The sequence below is a fragment of the Streptomyces sp. NBC_01334 genome (assembly GCF_035983595.1).
Lineage (GTDB): Bacteria > Actinomycetota > Actinomycetes > Streptomycetales > Streptomycetaceae > Streptomyces > Streptomyces coriariae.
Map to the genome: position 1 here is coordinate 8,713,465 of NZ_CP130718.1, position 20,149 is coordinate 8,733,613.

Annotated in this window: 15 protein-coding genes and 1 pseudogene; 9 read left to right on the plus strand and 7 right to left on the minus strand. The window is 74.1% G+C overall.

From position 1 onward, the window contains the following. Nucleotides 1-37 precede the first annotated feature (37 nt). Nucleotides 38-2,194, minus strand: a complete 2,157-nt coding sequence (locus OG736_RS38885) for a SpoIIE family protein phosphatase (protein WP_327187827.1) — start codon at nucleotides 2,192-2,194, stop codon at nucleotides 38-40. Between the two features lie 304 nt (nucleotides 2,195-2,498). On the opposite strand from OG736_RS38885, the gene OG736_RS38890 reads away from it, so the two are divergent. Further along, nucleotides 2,499-3,107 (plus strand): LuxR C-terminal-related transcriptional regulator, encoded by a 609-nt coding sequence (locus OG736_RS38890; protein WP_327186611.1) that lies wholly within the window; start codon nucleotides 2,499-2,501, stop codon nucleotides 3,105-3,107. Between the two features lie 351 nt (nucleotides 3,108-3,458). Here the strand turns inward: OG736_RS38890 and OG736_RS38895 are convergent. From OG736_RS38895 to lanKC, 4 genes and pseudogenes are all read right to left on the minus strand, one after another. After that, nucleotides 3,459-5,045: pseudogene (locus OG736_RS38895) on the minus strand (ATP-binding cassette domain-containing protein); the annotation flags it as partial. A gap of 80 nt (nucleotides 5,046-5,125) precedes the next feature. Continuing rightward, a complete protein-coding gene (locus tag OG736_RS38900) occupies nucleotides 5,126-6,880 on the minus strand; it encodes an ABC transporter ATP-binding protein (RefSeq protein ID WP_327186612.1) in 1,755 nt (584 codons plus the stop codon). A gap of 118 nt (nucleotides 6,881-6,998) precedes the next feature. Continuing rightward, nucleotides 6,999-7,115 (minus strand): SapB/AmfS family lanthipeptide, encoded by a 117-nt coding sequence (locus OG736_RS38905; RefSeq protein ID WP_020128989.1) that lies wholly within the window; start codon nucleotides 7,113-7,115, stop codon nucleotides 6,999-7,001. Nucleotides 7,116-7,203: 88 nt separating this feature from the next. Then, nucleotides 7,204-9,852 carry a class III lanthionine synthetase LanKC gene (gene lanKC / locus OG736_RS38910; RefSeq protein ID WP_327186613.1) on the minus strand — a complete coding sequence of 883 codons (2,649 nt, stop codon included), beginning with the start codon at nucleotides 9,850-9,852 and terminating at the stop codon, nucleotides 7,204-7,206. 210 nt (nucleotides 9,853-10,062) lie between these two features. Between lanKC and OG736_RS38915 the strand changes: the two genes are divergently transcribed. The 7 genes from OG736_RS38915 (at nucleotide 10,063) to OG736_RS38945 (ending at nucleotide 16,876) form a co-directional block, all read left to right on the plus strand. Then, nucleotides 10,063-12,513, plus strand: a complete 2,451-nt coding sequence (locus OG736_RS38915) for a SpoIIE family protein phosphatase (RefSeq protein ID WP_327186614.1) — start codon at nucleotides 10,063-10,065, stop codon at nucleotides 12,511-12,513. A 50-nt stretch (nucleotides 12,514-12,563) separates the two neighbouring features. After that, the gene (locus OG736_RS38920) at nucleotides 12,564-12,902 is read left to right on the plus strand and encodes a DUF6479 family protein (protein WP_327186615.1); all 339 of its coding nucleotides are present in this window, start codon (nucleotides 12,564-12,566) and stop codon (nucleotides 12,900-12,902) included. Further along, nucleotides 12,899-13,081, plus strand: coding sequence for a hypothetical protein (locus OG736_RS38925; RefSeq protein ID WP_327186616.1), 183 nt, complete (start codon nucleotides 12,899-12,901; stop codon nucleotides 13,079-13,081). Before OG736_RS38920 ends, OG736_RS38925 begins: the two co-directional genes overlap by 4 nt. Nucleotides 13,082-13,148: 67 nt before the next feature. Next, nucleotides 13,149-14,216, plus strand: a complete 1,068-nt coding sequence (locus OG736_RS38930) for a glucose-1-phosphate thymidylyltransferase (protein ID WP_327186617.1) — start codon at nucleotides 13,149-13,151, stop codon at nucleotides 14,214-14,216. Continuing rightward, nucleotides 14,213-15,181, plus strand: a complete 969-nt coding sequence (gene rfbB / locus OG736_RS38935) for a dTDP-glucose 4,6-dehydratase (RefSeq protein ID WP_327186618.1) — start codon at nucleotides 14,213-14,215, stop codon at nucleotides 15,179-15,181. Before OG736_RS38930 ends, rfbB begins: the two co-directional genes overlap by 4 nt. After that, the gene (gene rfbD / locus OG736_RS38940; protein WP_327186619.1) at nucleotides 15,178-16,086 is read left to right on the plus strand and encodes a dTDP-4-dehydrorhamnose reductase; all 909 of its coding nucleotides are present in this window, start codon (nucleotides 15,178-15,180) and stop codon (nucleotides 16,084-16,086) included. Before rfbB ends, rfbD begins: the two co-directional genes overlap by 4 nt. Further along, complete coding sequence (locus OG736_RS38945; protein WP_327186620.1) at nucleotides 16,073-16,876, plus strand: class I SAM-dependent methyltransferase; 804 nt, start codon at nucleotides 16,073-16,075, stop codon at nucleotides 16,874-16,876. Before rfbD ends, OG736_RS38945 begins: the two co-directional genes overlap by 14 nt. Before the next feature lie 3 nt (nucleotides 16,877-16,879). On the opposite strand, the gene rfbC is transcribed toward OG736_RS38945, so the two are convergent. Together rfbC and OG736_RS38955 are read right to left on the minus strand one after the other, a co-directional pair. Continuing rightward, nucleotides 16,880-17,479, minus strand: a complete 600-nt coding sequence (gene rfbC, locus OG736_RS38950) for a dTDP-4-dehydrorhamnose 3,5-epimerase (protein ID WP_327186621.1) — start codon at nucleotides 17,477-17,479, stop codon at nucleotides 16,880-16,882. 4 nt (nucleotides 17,480-17,483) lie between these two features. Then, nucleotides 17,484-19,415: a glycosyltransferase family 2 protein gene (locus tag OG736_RS38955; protein WP_327186622.1), complete on the minus strand. Its 1,932-nt coding sequence runs from the start codon at nucleotides 19,413-19,415 to the stop codon at nucleotides 17,484-17,486. A 134-nt stretch (nucleotides 19,416-19,549) separates the two neighbouring features. Here OG736_RS38955 and OG736_RS38960 point away from each other — a divergent pair, with 134 nt between their 5' ends. Beyond that, entirely contained in the window at nucleotides 19,550-20,053 is a 504-nt protein-coding gene (locus OG736_RS38960) for a metallophosphoesterase family protein (RefSeq protein WP_327186623.1), read from the plus strand. Nucleotides 20,054-20,149 lie beyond the last annotated feature (96 nt).

Here is a 20,149-nt window from a genome sequence, read left to right on the forward strand (position 1 = left end):
GGGTCGGACCGTTCATGTCTGCGCCCGGCGGCGGTCCTCACACGTCACCCCGCGCCCGCAGCAACAGCAGCGCCACGTCGTCCTGCCGTTCGTCCGCCGCCGCGTAGGGACCCACCAGCTCGTCGGCCAGCTCCGCCAGCGGACGGTCCCCGGCCTCGCCGAGCCGCCGCCCCAGGCCGGCGACCGCGTCCTCGATGTCCACCCCCGGCGTCTCGATGAGCCCGTCGGTGTAGAGGGCGAGGACACAGCCGTCGGTCAGCTCGACCTCCGTCGTCGGATACGTCGCCGTGGCGTCGATGCCCAGCAGCGGACCGCCCGCGAGGTCGAGGACGCGCACCCGGCCGTCCGCCCGGCGCAGCAGCGGCGGGGGATGCCCCGCCCGGGCCATGACGGCCCGCCCCCGGGCCGGATCCAGCCGCAGGTAGAGACAGCTCGCGAAGAGGTCGGAGCCGAGGTCGATCAGCAGCCGGTTGGTGCTGCGCATGACCTCCGCAGGCTCCTGACCCACCGTCGTGTACGCGCGGACGGCGGTACGGATCTGGCCCATCAGCCCGGCCGCGGTCACGTTGTGCCCCTGCACGTCCCCGATCACGGCCGCCGGGAGCGGGTGCGAGGGCACCAGGTCGTAGAAGTCCCCGCCGATCTCCATGCCCCGGGTGGCGGGCAGATAGCGGGCGGTCGCCTCGATCCCGGGCAGCGACGGCAGCGAGTGCGGCAGCAGTGCCGCCTGAAGCCCGTGCGCCAGCTGGTGTTTGACGTCGTAGAGCAGCGCGCGGTCCAGGGCCTGTGCGATCAGTCCGGCGAGGCTGGTCAGCACCGCACGCTCGTGCGTGGAGAACGTGTGCGGTTCGGCGTAGGCCAGCACACAGGCGCCCACCGGGCGGCTGGAGGCGATCAACGGCAGGAAGGCCCAGGCGGCGAACCCGTCGGGCGTGGAGTGCCGGGCCGGGTACAGCCGCTCCAGGTCCTGCCGGGAGTCGAAGAACGCCGGGACGCCCGTGGCGGCCGCGTGCGCGCCCGGCGTCGGGGAGGACAGCGGCGTCCGGTCGAACCGCTCCACGACATGCGGGTCGGGGTACCCGTGGTGCCCGAGCACGTGCAGCCGCCCGGCCCGCGCGCCCAGCAGCGCCAGCGCCTGGCTGCCCACAGCCGGCGCGATCTCGTCCGCCACCAGCCCCACCACGTCCTGCACGCTCACCGTCTCGGTGAGCGCCCCGGCCATGCTCAGCGCCTGCGACATCGACACCAGCCGGGTCGGCGCGTCCTCCGAGCGCGCATCGGTCGCGCTCATCTCCGACACCGCCCGGGCCCGGCTGATCCGCACGCTGATCCCGGTGGTACTCGGATACAGCCGGAACGACAGCCACTGCGAGGGCGGGCGCAGCGCCACGAACGAGGTGGCCTCCTGGCTGAGCAGCGCGGCCCGGTAGCGCTCCTCGTACAGGGGATCGTTCAGCCAGGGAACCGTCGCCCACAGCTGCGAACCGAGCAGCCCGCCCACCGGGACGCCGAGCAGTTCGGAGGCCGCCTCGTTCGCGAACCCGACCCGTCCGCTCACGTCGAGCGAGCACATTCCGTACGGCAGCCGCGACACCATCCGTGCCGCCTCGATCGTGCCGAGCGTGTCGGCGACGCTGCCCAGCGGGCCCGTGTCCAGCAGATCGGTCTCGGCCCGCACCGAACGGTTCTTCGACGCGGCGCGTTCCAGCCGCAGCGCGAGCCGCTCACAGGCCGCCGTCAGCTCCTGGCGTTCCCGGTCGGAGAGGTCCGGCGGGTGCGAGCCGGGCCAGGTCACGAAGACCGCGCCGTACACCCGGGTCGCGGTGAGCACCGGCAGCGCGGCCAGCGCGAAGGGATAGGGCAGCACGACGGCGATCCGCGGATAGCGGCGGGCCATGTCCTCCACCCCGCCCACCCACACCAGCCGCCGCTCGCGCACCGCCTCGGCGACCGGGATCGGCGCGCTCAGCCCCACCCGCTCCCAGGGTGCCGCGAAGGACCGGGGCAGCCCCGCCATCACCGCCATCTCCAGCAGCGGCTCGTCGCCCGGACGCAGGTACACGGCACCCGAGTGCGCGCCGACGGCGTCCATCATCGACGTCAGCGCCAGTGAGAGCAGCGGCTGGCCGACAGGCGCCCATTCGGTCGCAGGTGCCTGACCGGACGACATCTGCCCGTCCGACACGGCGACCACCTCCTCGCCCGGCGCCGCGCGAGCCTCAGGCTCCAAATCTGCCCCCTGGCGGCCCGGCGCGCACGGCGAGCGACGCGCCCGCCGAGGGCTGCCCCCGTACCCCGTCGGACCACCCTCATGCCCCCTGGGCCGAAGCGCGCGACGGCGTACGGGCGCCCCGCGTGCGCCCCCGCGCATCCCGATGGCTGGATCTTCGCGCTGAGAAAAGGTCCCGGAGCCGAAGAATGGGCACGCGTTCAACACCACGAACGACACCACGGACAACACCACGGAACCGGCGTAGGCGAGAGCTGAAGGGGCGGCAGTGATCCGCGTACTACTGGTGCACGACGCGTGTCTGGTCAGATCGGTCCTCGCACAGTGGCTGTCCCGGGAACCCGATCTCCGGGTGGAGGACGTCCCCTGGCGCAGCGCGGCCGGCCGCGTCGGGGCGGTGCGCCCGGACGTGTGCGCGGCGGATCTCGACTGCTCCGACGCCTACGGCCTCCCACCGCTGGGCGACTTATGCCCGCGGGGCGGCGGTCCGGTGCCGCCCCGCTTGCTGGTTCTCGCCAGTGCGAATCGGCCTGGCCTGCTGAAACGGGCCCTGGAGGCGGGGGCGCTCGGCTATGTCGACAAGGCGGGCACGCCGGAGCAGTTGCTGCGCGGCATCCGGAAGGTCGCCCAGGGGGAACGTTTCGTCAATGATTCGCTGGGCTTCGGCTTCCTCAAGGCCGCCGAGATGCCGCTGACCCGGCGGGAGCTGAGCGTGTTAACCCTCGCCGCCGAGGGCGCCTCCGTCGCGGAGATCGCCGGGAACCTGCACCTGTCCCACGGGACCGTGCGCAACTACATGGCGGCGATCACCCGCAAGACCGGCGCCCGCAACCGGGTCGACGCCATCCGTATCTCCCAGGGACAGGGCTGGCTTTGAGCCGCCCCCCGCTCGTCCCGCTTCCCCCGATTCCCCTGTTCTCCCTCCTTCCCCAGCTCCCTGCCCACCTTCTTCGCCTGCTTGGTCCCAGCCGCCGACGAGATCGCGGTACAGGGGAGAGCGTCGCACCACCTCGTCGTGGGTCCCGTACGTGGTCCGCGGCCCGTCCATGACCAGCACCCGGCCGGCGCGCCTGGCCGAGCTGATGCGGTGGGCGACGACGACCAGGGTGCCGCCCGGCCGGGCGGCGAAGGCGCGCTCGGCCCGGGCCTCCGCCTCCTGGTCCAGGTGGCTGGTCGCCTCGTCGAGGAGGGCGAGCGGGGCGTGCGACAGGTAGGCGCGGGTGAGGGCGATCAACTGGCGTTCGCCGGCCGACAGCGCCGCCGGATCCACCCTCGCCGCCGGTCCCCCCAGCGCGTCGAGCAGCGGGGTCAGGCCGACCGCCTCGGCCGCCGCGAGCAGTTCCTCCTCGGGCACGGGGTCCGGCCGCAGGTGCGTGAGGTTCGCGCCGAGGGTGTCGCTGAAGACGTACGCCTCCTGCGGGATGAGCACGCGCCGAGCGGCCGCGTCGCTGCTCGGCACCGGCCGACCGCAGATCCTTATCTCCCCGCACACCGGCTCGAGGAGTCCGGCGACCAGCCCGGTCAGCGTGGACTTCCCGACCCCGCTCGGACCCACGACGGCCAGCTGCGCCCCGACGGGCAGGGTGAGCGTGAGGCCGTCGACGACCGGCGCGGAGGCGGGACCGTAGGCGAAGGTGAGGGAGGTCAGCGAGAGCGCGGCGGGTGCGGGACTCGGCGGGCCCGCCGGCGGGGCGGGCCGAAGGGGAGGGCCCTGCGGGGTCGCGCTCGGCCGGGGACGGTCGGTGGACGGGGTGTGGCCGGTGGACGGGGTGTGGTCGGTGTTCGGGCTGTGCTCTGCGGACGAACGGTCCGGCGCTTCACGGGGCAGGCTCCGGCGCCGGGGCAGGGGCGGGTCGATGCCTGCCGGTCGCCGTGCGGTGGGCGGTCGCCGGGGGGTGGGCGGCCGGTGGTGCCGGGTCGTCGTCCGGTCCTCGCCGTCGGGCGGGGGTACCGGTGCCTCGCCGCCCGGTGCCAGTCGCCGCAGGACGACCGTCAGGCGGGAGCCGCTCGTGCCCAGGCCGTGGACCAGGGCGGTCAGGGCCGGGAGCAGGGACTGGGTGACATAGGCGAGGGCGCCGACGAGGGCGCCAGGAGTCACGCCGTGGTCGAGCAGCCAGGGGGCGCCGGCCAGCAGCAGGACCAGCGGCAGATGGCCGCCGAGCGCCAGGCAGGCCACCCGGGCCACGCCCCAGTGGGCCAGGGCGCGGGCAGCGCGCAGCTCGGTGTCGACGAGCGCGTCGGTGTCCAGGGCGATCCGGTCCTCGGCACCGGCCGCCGTGACGTCCCTGAGCCCCGGGCAGACGACGCCCAGGTGCCCCGCCAGAGCCTCGTCGGCGGCGAGGAACGCCTCCTGCCGTCGGGCCAGCGGACGCAGGGTCACCGCGAACAGGCCCACGCCTGCGGCGAGCGGCGGTACGACGACCAGCAGGAGCTGCGGTGCGAGCGCGCACAGGCCGACCAGAGCGCCGGCGGACGTGAACACGAACGAGCGCGAGACCATCACCAGGCCCGCGAAGCTGTCCCGCGCGATCTCCACCTGCTGGGTGAGACCGGACAGCGCCCCGCCGTCCGCCTCCCGCACGCCCCGCCGCACCACCCGGGTGACCAGCCGGTCCCGCAGCGGTTCCACCAGCGCCGCGACCGCCCCGTACACCCGCCCGGTCCCGTACGCGCCCACGAGCACCCCCAGTCCGGCCACCGCGAGCCACCGCAGCCCCACCTCGGCCCGATCGGCCAGGAACCCGTCGTCCAACGCCCGCGCCAAGGCGTAGCCGAGCAGGAAGGTCTGCCCGGTCTCCAGCACCGACCAGCCCATCAGCCGGCCCAGGGCCCGCCGACGGTCCAGCAGAAAGCGGAGTCCCCTGGCCCCCGGCCCGTCCGCGTCGGCCGCCCGGCTCACCGCCGTGCCTCCGGGCCGGACTCGGAATCCGTCCGCGCACCCGTTCGCGCACCGGCGCCGGCTTCCTCAGCCGTCCCGAACACCGCCCGGTACCCCGCCGTCCGCCACAGCTGTTCATGCGTCCCCACCGCGCGCACCCGGCCCCCGTCCAGCCAGGCCACCGCGTCGGCGCGGGCGGCCGTGGAGGCGCGGTGGGCGACCACGAGGCGGGTGGCGGTCGTGGCGCGGCCGAACACGGACCGGGTGACCTGGCGTTCGGTGATCGTGTCGAGGCTGGAGAGGGCGTCGTCGAGGATGAGGAGCCGGCCGCCGTGGGCGAACGCGCGGGCCAGGCCGAGACGTTGGGCCTCGCCGCCGGAGTGCGGTGCGTCCGCGCAGGGCGTGGCGTAGCCGTCGGGCAGGCGCCGGACGAAGTCGTCGGCGCAGGCCGCGCGGGCGGCCTCCCGGACCCGGGCCGGGGAGGCGAGGCCGAGGGAGACGGTGTCCTCGATCGTCGTGCCCAGCAGGGCCGGGCGGTCGAAGGCCTGGGCGATCGCGGCCCGCAGTTCGGCCCGCGGGAGCGCGGGCAGCGGCACGCCGTCCAGCAGGACCTCGCCGGCGTCGGGGTCGGCGAGCCTGCCCGCCAGCGCGGCCAGGAGCGACTTGCCGGCGCCCGAGCGGCCCACCAGGGCCAGGGTCGTCCCGCCCGGTACCACCAGGTCGACGCCGTCCAGCACCGTACGGTCACCGCGGCGGGCGGTCACTCCGCGCAGTTCGAGCCGGCCCGGGCCGCCCTGTGGCAGGCGGCGGTCGCCGTAGGGGGGAGCCGGTTCGGTCAGGACCTCGCCGAGGCGGGCGGCCGCCGTGCGGGACCTGACCAGGCCGGAGAGCTGTCCGACCAGTACGCCCACGCCGGTGGCGAGCACCGCGTAGCGCGACGCGGCGAGGACGTCGCCCGGCGACAGCCGGTGCCGGGTGAGCAGCAGACCCGCGACGGCGACGACCGCGAGGTGCAGCAAGGGCGCCACCGCGGTCGCCTGCGCGGCGGCCCGGCCCTGCACCCGCCACATGCGCCGGCCCGCCCGGGACAGTTCGGGCAGCGGTCGCAGGATCCGTGCGGTGTCCCGGTCCGCCGTGCCGGCCGCGCGGATCGTGCGGGCCCCGCCGACCGCCTCCGTGAGCGCGTCCGCGATCCGCCCCTGCGCCCGCTGGTAGTCCGCCGTGCACGCCGAGGTGCCCCGGGCGAGGGACCGCAGCAGAAGGGTCAGGACCGGCGCACCGGTCAGGAAGACGACCGCGAGCCACGGGTCGATGAGGGCCAGCGCCGCGACGGCGCCGACCGGGCCGGCCGGCGCGGCCAGCAGAGCGGCGCGGGCGCCGGGGGCGGTACCGGCCTGGGCGGCGCTGCCGACGACCCGCGCGACGAGGTCCCCGGCGCCGAAACGGGCCGTGGCGCGCGGCCCCACGGCCAGGACGTGGCAGGTGACCCGGCGGCGCAGGAAGGCGGTGGTCCGGGCGTCGAGAGTGCCGCCGAGGACGGTCTCGCAGGCGTCGAGCAGGGTGAGCAGCAGGGCGAGGGCCGTGCAGTACAGCACCCAGCGGGTCGCGGGGGAGTGGGTGAGCAGCAGGTCCAGGGCCCGGCCGAGGGCCGCGGGCAGCAGCAGTTGGGCGCCGGTCGCCGCCACGCTCACCAGACCCAGGGCGACGCAGCGGGCTCCGCTGTGCCGGGTGGCCGCGCCGAGCAGCTCACCGGTCGTCCGGTCCATCGGCATCCTGCTCCCGCGCTTCCTCGGAGGTGTCGGAGGTATCCGGGCGGGCCGGCCCCGGGCGGCCCCCTCCCTGAGGAGCGGACCGCCCGGAGCGTTCAGCGTGTCGTGCGCGTTTCGCAGGTCAGAGACAGAGCAGAACGCTGGCCGCGCTGATGCAGGACAGCAGGCTCACGGTGCTGTTGCCGCCGCCGCTGGTGTGCTCGTCGGATTCCATCGTCTGAAGGTCGAGCAGGGCCATGGTGTGTCCTCTCATCGGTTCATCGGTGGGATGTCACGTCCCGTGGGGACGGGTTGCGTCACGACTCCGTCGGTTGCGCGGAGCCGCGTCATGAGGGCCGCCGGTGCGGCGGCGGGAGGAACGGCAGGTGCGCGGTGGCGCCCGTGCCGTCCGGGTCGAGGGCGGCGGCGAGGGCGAGCAGACAGCCCGCCGTTCCGGTGCCGAGGTCCATGGAGAGCCGCATCATCTGGTGCCCGGGGAAGGCGAGTTGGCCCTGGTAGGGCATCGCGAACCAGCCCAGCGCGGCGATCTGTTCGTCGAGCCGGCTCCGGGTGGCGCCGGGCGTGCCGGTGCGGGCGAGGTGCAGGATCATCCCGGCGCGGCCCTGGAAGAGGCCGGGCTGCGCGTAGAAGCGTGAGGTGGCCGCGGTGAGGATGCCGGCGCGGGCGCGGTCGAACTCCCCCGTGGCGTCCTCGGCATGGGCCGCGTGGTCGTCGAGCACGGCTCCCACCCCCACGCTCCCGTCCCCGAGGTACGGCAGGGTCCGCCACCCCTCGTCGACCTCCAGCGCACCGCCCTCGCGCTCGCTGCATGCCGCCAGGTCCCGGCGCAGCGCGACGCCGGCCGCCTCCAGCAACCGGGGCTCGCCGGTCTGCTCGTACTGCCGGAGCAGGAACAGCGCGGGTCCGCTCGCGCCCCGCAGCAGCCCGGCCCGGCGCCGCCGGGGTGTGTCCTGCACCGGTTCGGCCAGTCGTGTCACGACGATGTCCGCGGCCTCGGCGGCCCGCTCGCGCAGGCCCGGCTCACCCGTCCGGCGTGCCAGGTCGCCGAGGACGAGCCCGAGTCCGGCCAGCCCGCCGTGCAGGTCCGAGGAGAGGTTCTGCCACCGCTCGCGCAGGATGCCGTCGACCAGGTCCAGCGCCCGCTGCCGGTGACCCAGCAGGTCCAGCACGTGGGCGACGCCCGCGAGGCCGTCGTACAGGCCGAGCGGGGTGCCTGTCGGGGCCGGCGCGGTGTGGTCGAGGAGCCAGCGCTCGCCGTCGTCGTGGCGTTCGGCGCCGGTCACCGCCAGCGCGTACAGCACGCCGGCCGCGCCGTGCGCCAGCCCGAGACCGCCGCCGTCGGAGAACTGGGCGACGTCCCCGGGGAAGAGCCGGTCGTCGCGTTCGGGAGTCGCCGACGCGAGGATCGCCTTGACCATCGAGTCCTGGCTGTGCGGCCAGTCAGCGGGCTCCACCCGGAAGGCCGGCGCCGACGGCACCCGGGCGGCGACCCGCACCGGCGCGCCGGATCCGCCGCCGTCCGGGGCGGAGCCGTCCGCGACGTCGCGGGTGATCTCCGCGACCGCCCCGTCCAGGAACTCCCCGGGCACGTCCGGGAACTGCTCGGCGATCACCTCGGCCAGATGGGCCGCCTTGCCCCGGTCCACCACGAACAGTGTGGTGACGGGCAGGAACAGGGCCAGCCGTAGGCAGGCCAGTGCGTACCGGTCGACGTCGGCGCCCCGGCGGTCGGGCGGTGCGAAGAAGCCGGGGTGCGCCACGACCTGGCGGCCGTTCTCCCCGGCGGGCGCCGCCGCCTCGAAGTCGATCAGGTACACCGACTCCTCGTCCGGCGCGACCATGATGTTGAAGACGTGCAGGTCGTTGAAGACGATCCCGCGCGCGTGCACCTTCCGCACCGCGCGTTCCACCGCCCCGTGGATCCGTACCGCCCACGTCGTGTACGCGGCGACGGCCCGCGGATCGGGGTCGGGGGAGAGCAGGGGGTGCCGCTCCGCGAAGAAGGAGTTGAGCGGACGCCCCTCGACGAGGTCCATGACCAGGAAGCGGTGGTCGCCGAGGGTGAACCAGTCCCGCACCTCGGGCACCACGCCGGTCCCGGCCATCGCCTCCAGCGCCCGCTTCTCGCGCTCCAGCCGGATGATCGCGTCGGCCCCGTCCGAGGCCAGCCCCGCGTGCGGCCGGCCCTCCTTGAGGACCACCTTGCGCCCGTTGCGGGTGTCGGTGCCCGCGTAGACCCCGCCGCCGTTGGAGAAGTGCAGCGCCTTCTCGATGCGGTAGGGCAGTTCGCCCACCGTCGTCGTGTTGCGGGCCGCCAGGTGCGGCTCCAGGAACGGGGGCAGCGTCACCCACTCCGGCACCTGGAAGGAGGGCGCCCGGCGGTCCGGGACCAGGGTTCCCGCGCCGTCGCGCACCGCCGGCACCAGCGAGCCGCGGTCGTCCACGACGTAACTGCGGGCGAACGCCCCGTACCGGACGTAGAGCGGGCCGTCGGCCCAGCGCAGGTCGGTCAGGATGTACGGGCCCTCGAAGCCCTCGAGCAGCGCGCCCAGCTCGCGCAGCACCGTGTGCAGCTGCTCCTCGTCGGACGGGTAGACCGTGACGAACTTGCCGCTGGTGTCGCGGCCCGCGTACTTGGTGTTGCGCAGGTGCAGCAGGTGCGGGCCCGGCACGAACTTGAACGGGACGCGGCGCGGGACGCAGTAGTCCCACACGATCGCCGCGATCCGCTCGGCGTTCGCCCGGGTGGCCGAGGCGTGGATCTTCCAGCCCTGGGCGGGGCCCGGTGCCGGGGAGCCGTCCGGGTCGAGCGGCGTCAGGGTCAGCCAGTCGCCGGTCCGCGCCGAGGTCCAGCCCTCGGGGACCGGGCGGCACGCCGTGTCGAACTGCGGAGCGGGACCGTCGCCGGTCAGCCGGTCGGGCGTCTCGTAGAAGTGCGCGTCCGCCAGCGCGTACACCTCGTACCGCTTGTCCATGCGTCCCCTTCCGTGGCCCTTTCCGTGGCCAGGCCAAGAGACTCGCAAGCGGACGAGGGTCGTGGACAGTCACGCCTGTCACGACATCCCTGTGCGGAACGCACGCGTAAAGACATGTTCGGTCCCTTTCGAGCACGGCCGGCGCCCGTACCCCGGATCGCCTCCCCGGAACGGCCACAGGGGCTGCGCGGGGGCACCTTTGGCGCTGTAATGGCGGACGTGGTCGATGAGGGTGCCGCGGAGCGCAGAACGGGGCCCCTGCGTGCCGAAATCGCGCTCAAAACGATCACAGCCGATCCCGCCTCACCTGAACGGGTGAGGCGCACGCTCGAACAGGCACTCGTCTTCGCGGGCGCGGTCCTCGCCGCGGTCTACATACCCGGCGGGGACGGCGCCCCGCTCCGGCTGGTCGATTCGGCCGGCGTCCCGAGGACGCTGTACGGACTGCGCGAGAGCTACCCGCTCGACGGCCACTCGCCGGCCGCCGACGCCCACCGCGCCGGGCGGCCGATGTGGCTGGGCCCGGCGGAGCTCGCCGACTGCGCGGAGGCGCGCCGGATGCCCGCCCGCGACGTCCACCTGGCCGTCCTGCCCGTGCACGGCGGCACGGGCGGCTGCCTGCTCGCGGTGAGCGAGCGCCCCGGCGGCTTCGGCGCCGACGAACGCGCCTGCCTCGAGCTCGTGGCCGAGGCCGTCGCCCTCCCCGCTCCGGCCGTCCCCGCCGAGGACGAGGAACTGCGCCCCGACGCCTTCAGCCTGGCCATGGACACCGGCCGGGTCGAGGTCGGCGACGCGCTCCTGGAACTGTTCGGGCTGAGCCGGGACCGGTTCGACGGCCGGGTGGAGACGCTCCTCGGGCTCACCGTCCCCGAGGACCTGCCCTCGCTGATGTCCGTCGTCGAGGCCGGCCACATGTCGATCGGCGAGCGCGAGCTGGAGTTCCGCGTCCTGCAGCCCGCCGGGCCGCCGAGGTGGCTCAGGCTGCGCGGCCGGCTGCTGCCCGGCGACGGCGGGCCGGCACGCCTCGTCGGCACCGTCACGGACGCCTCCAACCTGCGCGGCGAGGTCACCGACGTCGCCCGCGTCCAGCGGCTGGCCGCCGCGCTCGCCACCGCGGGCACCGTCAGCGACGTCGGCCGGGCCGTCGTCGCCGCGCTGCGCAAGCCGCTGCGGGCCGACCGGATCGCGCTCGCCGAACTGGAGAACGACCGGCTCGTGGTCACCGTCCTCGACCCGCCCGAACCCGAGTCCTGGCCCGAGCTGTGGCAGCTGGAGTGGCGCGCAGAGTGGCCCGACGCGCCCGTGCGCGCCATGCCCACCCTCGCCGCCGCCCTGCGCGAGGGCCGCGCCCGGATCTGGCCCGCCGGCACCGCCCTGGAACCGGCCCTCGCCGAGGTCGGCCCCGGCGGTCTCGCCGTCCTGCCGCTGTCCGCCGGTGGACGGATGGCCGGCGCCTGCCTGATCGGTTGGGACGAGCCGCACGACTTCGGCCCCGACGAACGCGCCCTGCTCACCGCCTCCGCCGGCCTCGCCGGTCAGGCCCTGACGCGCGCCCGCGCCTTCGACGCCGAACACGAACTCGTCGGCATGCTCCAGCGCCAGCTGCTCCCGCGCCGCCTGCCGGAACTCCCCGGCGCCGTCGCCGTCGCCCGCTACCTGCCGGCCACCGCGGGCCTCGAGGTGGGCGGCGACTGGTACGACGTGATCCCGCTGTCCGACCACCACGTCGCCCTCGTCATCGGTGACGTCCAGGGACACAGCGCGGGCGCCGCCACCCTCATGGGCCAGATGCGCACGGCGCTGCGCGCCTACGCGGCCGAGGGCCATCCGCCGGACGTCGTGGTCTCCCACTCCAACCGGCTGCTGATGGAGCTGGAGACCGACCTCTTCGCCACCTGCTGCTATGTCGACGTCGACATGGAGGAGGGCACCGCCTGGTGCGTACGGGCCGGACACCCGCCACCCGTCCTGCGGTACCCCGACGGATCGACCGACATCGCCGAGACGGACGGCGGCCCGCCCCTCGGCGTGGTGACCCGGGCCGAGTTCCCGATGACCCCGCTGCGCCTGCTGCCCGGCACCGTCATCGCCCTGACCACGGACGGACTCGTGGAGTCCGCCGACATGGACATCGACACCGGTCTGGACCGCCTCGCCCACGAACTGGCCGTGTCCGACCCGGCCCACCTGGGTCCCGTCGCCGACGCCCTGCTCGGCAACGCCCACCGCGGCGACGACGTCGCCCTGCTCCTCATGCGCTACGACGGCATGGCCGTCAAACCCCTGCGCGAGGGCTGGACGGTGTGGCGTGTGCCCGAGGCGGCCCGGCAGGCCCGCCGCTTCACCCGGCGCACCCTGCGCACCTGGGGCGTGCCCGCCGAGGCCATGGACACCGCCCTGCTCGTCGTCTCCGAACTGGTGACCAACGCCCTGGTGCACACCGACGGCCGGGTCCGCCTCGACCTCGTCCTGATCGGCCACCGGCTGCGCGTCGCCGTCACCGACGCCTCGCCCCGCACCCCCGTCAAGCCGACCGGTCTGGGCTGGGAGGCCACCGGCGGCCGGGGCATCCTCCTCGTCGAGGCCATGTCCGACGCCTGGGGGACGGTACCGGTCAGCGGCGGCAAGCAGGTGTGGAGCGAACTGGCGCTGGACCACTGAGCCGCCGTGCGGCCACGTGTCCCGGAGGACGAACGGGGTACCCGCCGCCCATGGACACCTTCGCCTCAGCCGTCCTCGCGGCATCCGGTAAGTCCGTGCTGGCCACCGTCGTCTTCATCGCCGTCGGGATCGTGCTCGTCGGCGGTCTGATCTGGGCCTTCCGGCTCGGCATCAAGGTCCGGGCCCGCGAGCCCGCGCCTCCGAAGCCGCACGAACAGCCCCGCAGGCCCGACTCCGGCCCGGCCCACGAGACGCGCCGGGCCCGCGAGCCCAACGAGATGCCGCGGGCGACGGACGAGAGCGAACGCCTCACCCCGCACGAGCTGCGCCCCACCGGCAGCCGGGACAGCGTCGACCAGCACCGGCCTCGTTGGGATGAGTCGTCGTGACCGCGTACATCGATCAGGATCCGGCGCCCCGCCGGGCCGAGACCGGCTGGGCCAGGGCGCGTCGGCTGCGCCGCGGAACGGCCGCGCCGCGCACCTGCCTGGCGGCCGTCGCCGTCCCCGGGGCGGTCGCCGGGATGCAGTCCGGCCCGGAATGGAACATTGTCAGGGGTGAGGACTGACCGGCAGACGGTCGGCGTGAGCGAATGAATCGGTTGCCGCCGGGCGGCCGGGGCTGGAGTGAGGCTGATGAAGGCTCTCGTGCTGTCCGGCGGCGCCGGGACACGCCTTCGACCGATCACCCACACCTCCGCCAAACAGCTCGTACCGGTCGCCAACAAGGCCGTGCTCTTCTACGGCCTGGAGTCCATCGCCGCCGCCGGCGTCACCGAGGTCGGTGTGATCGTCGGTGACACCGCGCAGGAGATCCGGGAGGCCGTCGGCAACGGCTCCCGGTTCGGCCTCGACATCACCTACATCCCGCAGGACAGGCCCCTCGGCCTCGCCCACGCGGTGATCGTCGCCCGCGACTTCCTCGGCGAGGACGACTTCGTGATGTACCTCGGCGACAACTTCATCGTCGGCGGCATCACCGACCTCGTCGACGAGTTCCGCAGGACCCGGCCCGACGCCCAGATCCTGCTCACCCGGGTCCCCGACCCCCGCGCCTTCGGCGTCGCCGAACTCGACCCCGCGGGACAGGTCGTCGGCCTCGAGGAGAAGCCGGCGCACCCCAAGAGCGACCTCGCCCTGGTCGGCGTCTACCTCTTCACCTCCGCGATCCACGACGCCGTACGCGCCATCGGGCCGTCCCGGCGCGGCGAGCTGGAGATCACCGACGCCGTCCAGCGGCTCATCGACACCGGCGCCCGGGTGCGTTCCACGATCATCAAGGGCTACTGGAAGGACACCGGGAACGTCGTCGACATGCTGGAGGTCAACCGGACCGTGCTGGAGGGCGTCGAGCGCCGGATCGACGGCGAGGTCGACGAGGCCTCCGAGACGGTCGGCCGGGTCGTCGTGGAGGCCGGAGCCCGGGTGGTGAACTCACGCGTGGTCGGGCCCGTCGTCCTCGGCGCGGGCAGCGAGGTCCGCGACTCCTACATCGGCCCCTTCACCTCCGTCGGCGAGAACTGCCGGATCACCGACAGCGAGCTGGAGTTCTCCATCGTGCTGCGCGACTCCTCCATCGACGGGGTGGGCCGCATCGAGAACTCCCTGATCGGACGCCATGTCGAGGTCACCCCGGCGGCGGGCGTGTCCAGCGCCCACCGGCTGGTCCTCGGCGACCACAGCAAGGTACAGATCCACACATGAACCTCCTCGTCACCGGGGCCGCCGGATTCATCGGCTCCACGTATGTGCGCGGCCTGCTGGCCCGCGACCCCGCCGTGCGCGTCACGGTCCTGGACAAGCTCACCTACGCCGGCAGCCGCACCAACCTGCCGGCCGGGCATCCCCGGCTGGAGTTCGAGCACGGCGACATCTGCGACGCCGACCTCGTCGACAAGCTGACGGCCGCCGCCGACCAGGTCGTCCACTTCGCCGCCGAGTCCCACGTCGACCGGTCCATCGACGGCGCGGGCACCTTCGTCCGCACCAACGTCCTCGGCACCCAGACGCTGCTGGACGCGGCCCTGCGGCACGGTGTCGGCCCGTTCGTGCACGTCTCCACCGACGAGGTGTACGGCTCGATCGAGACCGGCGCCTGGACCGAGGACCACCCGCTGCGCCCCAACTCCCCGTACGCCGCCTCCAAGGCCTCCTCCGACCTGATCGCCCTCTCCTACCACCGCACCCACGGCCTGGACGTCCGCGTCACCCGCTGCTCCAACAACTACGGCCCGTACCAGTTCCCCGAGAAGCTGATCCCGCTCTTCGTCACGAACCTCCTGGACGGCGAGCAGGTCCCCCTCTACGGCGACGGACGCAACGTCCGCGACTGGCTGCACGTCGAGGACCACTGCGAGGCGGTCGACCTGGTCCGTACCAAGGGCCGCCCCGGCGAGGTCCACAACATCGGCGGCGGCACCCAGCTGAGCAACCGCGAGCTGACCGGTCTGCTCCTCGACGCCTGCGGGGCCGACTGGGGCCGGGTCCGGCACGTCGAGGACCGCAAGGGCCACGACCTGCGCTACTGCGTCGACTGGACGAAGGCCCGCACCGAGCTCGGCTACCGGCCCCGCCACGACTTCGCCACCGGTCTCGCCGAGACCGTCGCCTGGTACCGGGACCACCGCGACTGGTGGGAACCCCTGAAACGCACAGCGCGGATGCCATGAGATGGCTGGTCACCGGCGCGGGCGGAATGCTCGGCCGGGACACGGTGGAAGAACTGGCCCGGCGCGGCGAGGACGTGACCGGCCTCGACCGCACCGGCCTGGACATCACCCGTCCCGGATCCGTGGCCCGGGCGTTCGCCGCGCACCGGCCCGACCTGGTGGTCAACTGCGCCGCCTACACGGCCGTCGACGACGCCGAGACCGACGAGGCCCGCGCGCTGCTGGTCAACGGCGAGGGACCCCGGCTGCTGGCCGCCGCCTGCGCCGCGCACGGGGCCCGCCTGGTCCATGTCTCCACCGACTACGTCTTCGACGGCGAGGCCCGCGCCCCCTACCGGGAGAACGGTCCGCCGTCCCCCCGCACCGCCTACGGCCGCACCAAGCTGGCCGGCGAACGGGCCGTCCGCACCGTGCTCCCCGACACCGGCGTGATCGTGCGCACCGCCTGGCTCTACGGCGTCCACGGCCGCAGCTTCGTCCGCACCATGCTGGAACTGGAGGCCCGCCGCGACACCGTCGACGTCGTCGACGACCAGCGCGGCCAGCCCACCTGGAGCGCGGACGTCGCCGCCCGTATCGCCGAGCTGGGGCCGAAGGCCGGCCGCGGCGCGACGGGCGTCTTCCACGCCACCGCGGCCGGCGAGGCCACCTGGTACGACCTGGCCCGCGAGGTGTTCCGCTCGGTCGGCGCCGATCCGGACCGGGTGCGCCCCACCACCGGCGAGGCCTTTCCCCGACCCGCGCCCCGGCCGGCCTACAGCGTCCTCGCGCACGGCCGGTGGCAGGAGGTGGGTCTGTCGCCGCCACGGGACTGGCGCGCCGCCCTGGGGCAGGCGCTTCCCCTGATCCGCAAGGCGTCCTTCGACCCGGTGTCCCTCAAGGAGTCCCTTCGTGAAACGCCATGAGTTCCTGCGGGAACTGCACAAGGCCACCGCCAACCGCAACTACCTGGAGATCGGCGTCAACGACGGCCGCAGCCTGCGGCTGTCCCGGGTGCCCAGCATCGCGGTCGACCCCGCGTTCAAGGTGACCTCGGAGATCCGCTGCGACGTCCACCTGGTGAAGGCCACCAGTGACGACTTCTTCGCGCGCCGCAACCCGCTCGCCCACCTCAAGGGCGGCCGCCACCCGCTGCGCAACCTCGCCCGGGGCCGCAAGCCCCTCGGTCACTGGAGCCGCACCACGCTCGATCTGTCCTTCATCGACGGCATGCACCTGTTCGAGTACGCGCTGCGCGACTTCATCAACGTAGAGCGCCACTCCGACTGGTCGAGCGTGATCGTCCTCGACGACATGCTGCCCCGCGGTGTCGACGAGGCCGCCCGCGACCGGCACACCACCGCCTGGACCGGTGACGTCTACAAGCTCATCGAGATCCTGTCCCGCTACCGCCCCGACCTGGTGGCCGTCCCCGTCGACACCCAGCCGACCGGACAGCTCGTCGTCTTCGGCGCCGACCCCCGCAACCCGGTGCTGCGCGAGAAGTACCACGAGATCATCGCCGAGTTCGACGTCCCCGACCCGCAGAAGGTCCCCGAGGCGGTCCTGGAGCGGGTGCGCGCGGTGCGGCCCGAGACCCTGCTGCGGGCGGGTTTCTGGAAGCCCCTCGTGCGGGCCCGCAACCGTGGTCTCGACCGCTCCCGGGGCTGGGAACCGCTGCGCGGAGCGCTGGAGCGGGTGACGGTCGGCCGCTGATGCTCAGCCGCTGACCCTCAGTTCCTGGTAGCGGGCCCGGCAGGAGGCGTACGACGGCAGCAGCCCCGACGCCTCCGCCCGGGCCAGCGACGGCGCCTCCGCGTCCTTCGGCGACAGCACCGGCTCCACGCCCCGCGGCCAGTCGATGCCCAGGGCCGGGTCGAGCGGGTGCACCCCGTGTTCGTGCTCGGGCGCGTATCCGGTCGAGCAGAGGTAGACCACGGTGGCCTCGTCGGAGAGGGCCAGGAAGGCGTGGCCGAGGCCCTCGGCGAGGAACACCGCGTGCCGGGTGTCGTCGTCCAGCCGGACCGCCTCCCATCGCCCGAACCGGGGCGAGCCCACCCGCAGGTCGACCACCACGTCGAGCACCGCCCCGCGGACACAGGTGACGTACTTGGCCTGTCCCGGCGGCACGTCCGAGAAATGCACCCCGCGCAGGACGCCCCGGCGGGAGACGGAGCAGTTGGCCTGGGCGATCCCGAGGTCGTAGCCGGTGGCCTCGCGGAACTCCGGCATGCGGTACCACTCGTGGAAGCTGCCCCGCCCGTCCGGGAAGACCTTGGGTTCCAGCACCCAGGCCCCCTCGATGTCCAGTGGCCGCATGTCGTCACTTCCTCCGGGGCGTGATGCTCTGGAGTGCCCGGTACAGCGCCCGGCGCACCCTGCGGGCCAGTCGTCGCACACCCGCGGGCTGGGGCGCCGGCACCACGAGGACGCCGTCCGACGCGACGTGCAGGGCGAAGGGCAGCGGGTGGAAGCGCGCCCCCTCCGCGTCCGGGGTGAGGCAGACCGTCGTCAGCCAGGTCCTGCCCAGCAGATCACCGACCGGCAGGACGGCCGCCAGCCGGCCGCCCGGCGAGAGCGTCCCGAAGACCTCGCGCGAGCCGCCGGACTTCGCCCCCGTCAGCCGCAGCAGCACATCGGCGGCCTCGGGCACGTGCAGCGGCAGGACCACGTGGAGGCGGTCCTCCGCGACGGCGACGTCCTCGGCCGCCACGCGGCCCAGGCCCAGCCGTCGGCCCGCGTGCCCGACGTCCAGCGCCAGGCTCGCGTACCGGTCGGTCCAGTACGGCAGCACCACGCGCCCCGCGACCACCCCGGCGGGCGGGACGGGACGGCCGTGACGGGGCGCCGGGCCCAGCCGCAGCTCCTTCGTCCAGCCGCCCAGGCCGACGCGCACGAACACGTCCCACAGCCCCTCACCCGCCGGCCCGCCGCTCAGCGCGGTCGAGGGATCGATGGTGGCGGTCGCCCGCAGGACGAGCCGCACGTGGCTGCCGTCGCCGGCCGGGACCGTCTCCCGGACCACGTCCACCGGCTGGAAGTACTGCGCCGAGCTGGCCCGCTCCCGCAGCAGCAGGTCGGGCGCGGCCCGGTCGAACCGGCCCACGGTGTCCGTGCCCAGCCACCGGACCGCCTCGGCCACGTCCCGCGGCGGCCACTGCGGGGAACCCCCGGCGGACGGGAAGGTCATCGGCCCGCCGTCGTGCGTCAGCTCGGCGGCGAAGGCGATCCGCAGCACCCCGCCCTGCCAGGTGACGTCCTCCGGGTCGACGGCGAGCGCGACGCCCGCCTCCCACTCCGCGAACGCGACGACGTCGTCGTAGCGGCCCTCGGCGGCCAGCGCGGCGACGACCCGCTGGGTGGGCTGGAGCGGTGCCGCCACACCGGGCCCGAACCGCTCGACGACGACCCCGTGGATCTCCTCGAACAGTTCCCTGCGGTAGTCCTCGGGCAGGCCGAGGAAGCGTTTGCCGCGCAGCCGCTCGACCATCTCCACGCGCAGCCACCGCCGGAACAGCTTGTCGCGCAGCGGACCCGGCTCGGTGTACCGCTCGACGACGTCGAGGGCCTCCCGGAGGTTCTTGAAGTACCCCACGGGGTCGAACCGCTGGAAACCCGCGTTCGCGGCGTCGTCGCGTCGGACGTGGTAGTAGCAGACGTAGTCGCCGAGCACCGAGACGTTGTCCGCGCGCAGATAGGCCTCGGTGACGAAGACATGGTCCTCCAGGCGCCGCCGCCCCTCGGGAAAGCGCAGGCCGGTGCGGTCCAGGAATGCCCGGCGGAGCATCTTGTGCGGGGTGAGGCTGTCGATCAGCGGTGCGTTCTCGACGGTGGCGTGCGGGCGGTTGGTGCGGAACAGCTCCACCGGCACCGAGCGTCCCTTGCCGGCCATCTTGCCCACGACGACGTCGGCGTCGTTCGCGACCCCGTAGGCGTACATGCGCTCCAGGGCCTCGTCGCCGAGGTGGTCGTCGTTGTCGACGAACATCACGTACTCGCCCCGGGAGATGTCGATGCCGACGTTGCGGGGCTTGCCCGCCCAGCCGGAGTTCTCCTGGTGGACGACCCGGATCCGGGGGTCCTCGGCGGCGGCCGCGTCGAGGAGGGCGGGGGTGGCGTCGGTGGAGCCGTCGTCGACGAAGATCACCTCGTACTCGTCCGGCGGGAGCGACTGCCTCAGCAGTGAGGCGAGACAGTCCTCGATGTAGGGACCGGGGTTGTAGACGGGGACGATGACGCTGACCTTGACCGGCATCGGGCTCCTGGCCCCCTTGCTGGATCGCTCTGCCGTGCGCGGGACGGAGGGTGCGCGTGGCCCGATGCTAACCCCGGCGCCGACGCCCCACCTGTCCTGATTGGTCCGAGTCGGGGATTTTGTAGTCTGGCGCCGTGCGCCTGCTGATGATGTCCGACACCCACCTTCCCCAGCGCGCCAAGGCGCTGCCCGCCCCGCTGCTCGACGAACTTCCGCACGCGGACGTGGTGATCCACGCCGGGGACTGGGTCGACACGGAAACCCTCGACCTGCTGGAGCGCCGCAGCCGCCGGGTCGTCGGCGTGTACGGCAACAACGACGGGCCCGACCTGCGCGCCCGGCTGCCCGAGGTCGCCTTCGCCGAACTGGGCGGACTGCGCTTCGGGGTCGTCCACGAGACCGGCCCCGCCCAGGGCCGGGAGGCCCGCTGCGCCGCCCGCTTCCCCGACCTGGACGTGCTGGTCTTCGGCCACAGCCACATCCCCTGGGACACCACCGTCCCCGGCGGACCCCGGCTGCTCAACCCGGGTTCCCCGACCGACCGACGGCGTCAGCCGCACTGCACCTACCTGACCGCCACCGCGGCCGACGGACGGCTCACGGACCTCGTCCTGCACCGGCTGCCACCGCGCCGATGACAGAGAACCGGGCCGCGCCCGGCCGAGAGGGTCGGGGGCGGCCCGGAACTTGCGAGTGTGCGTTGCTTCAACGGACCTCCTCTTCGCGAGACGAAG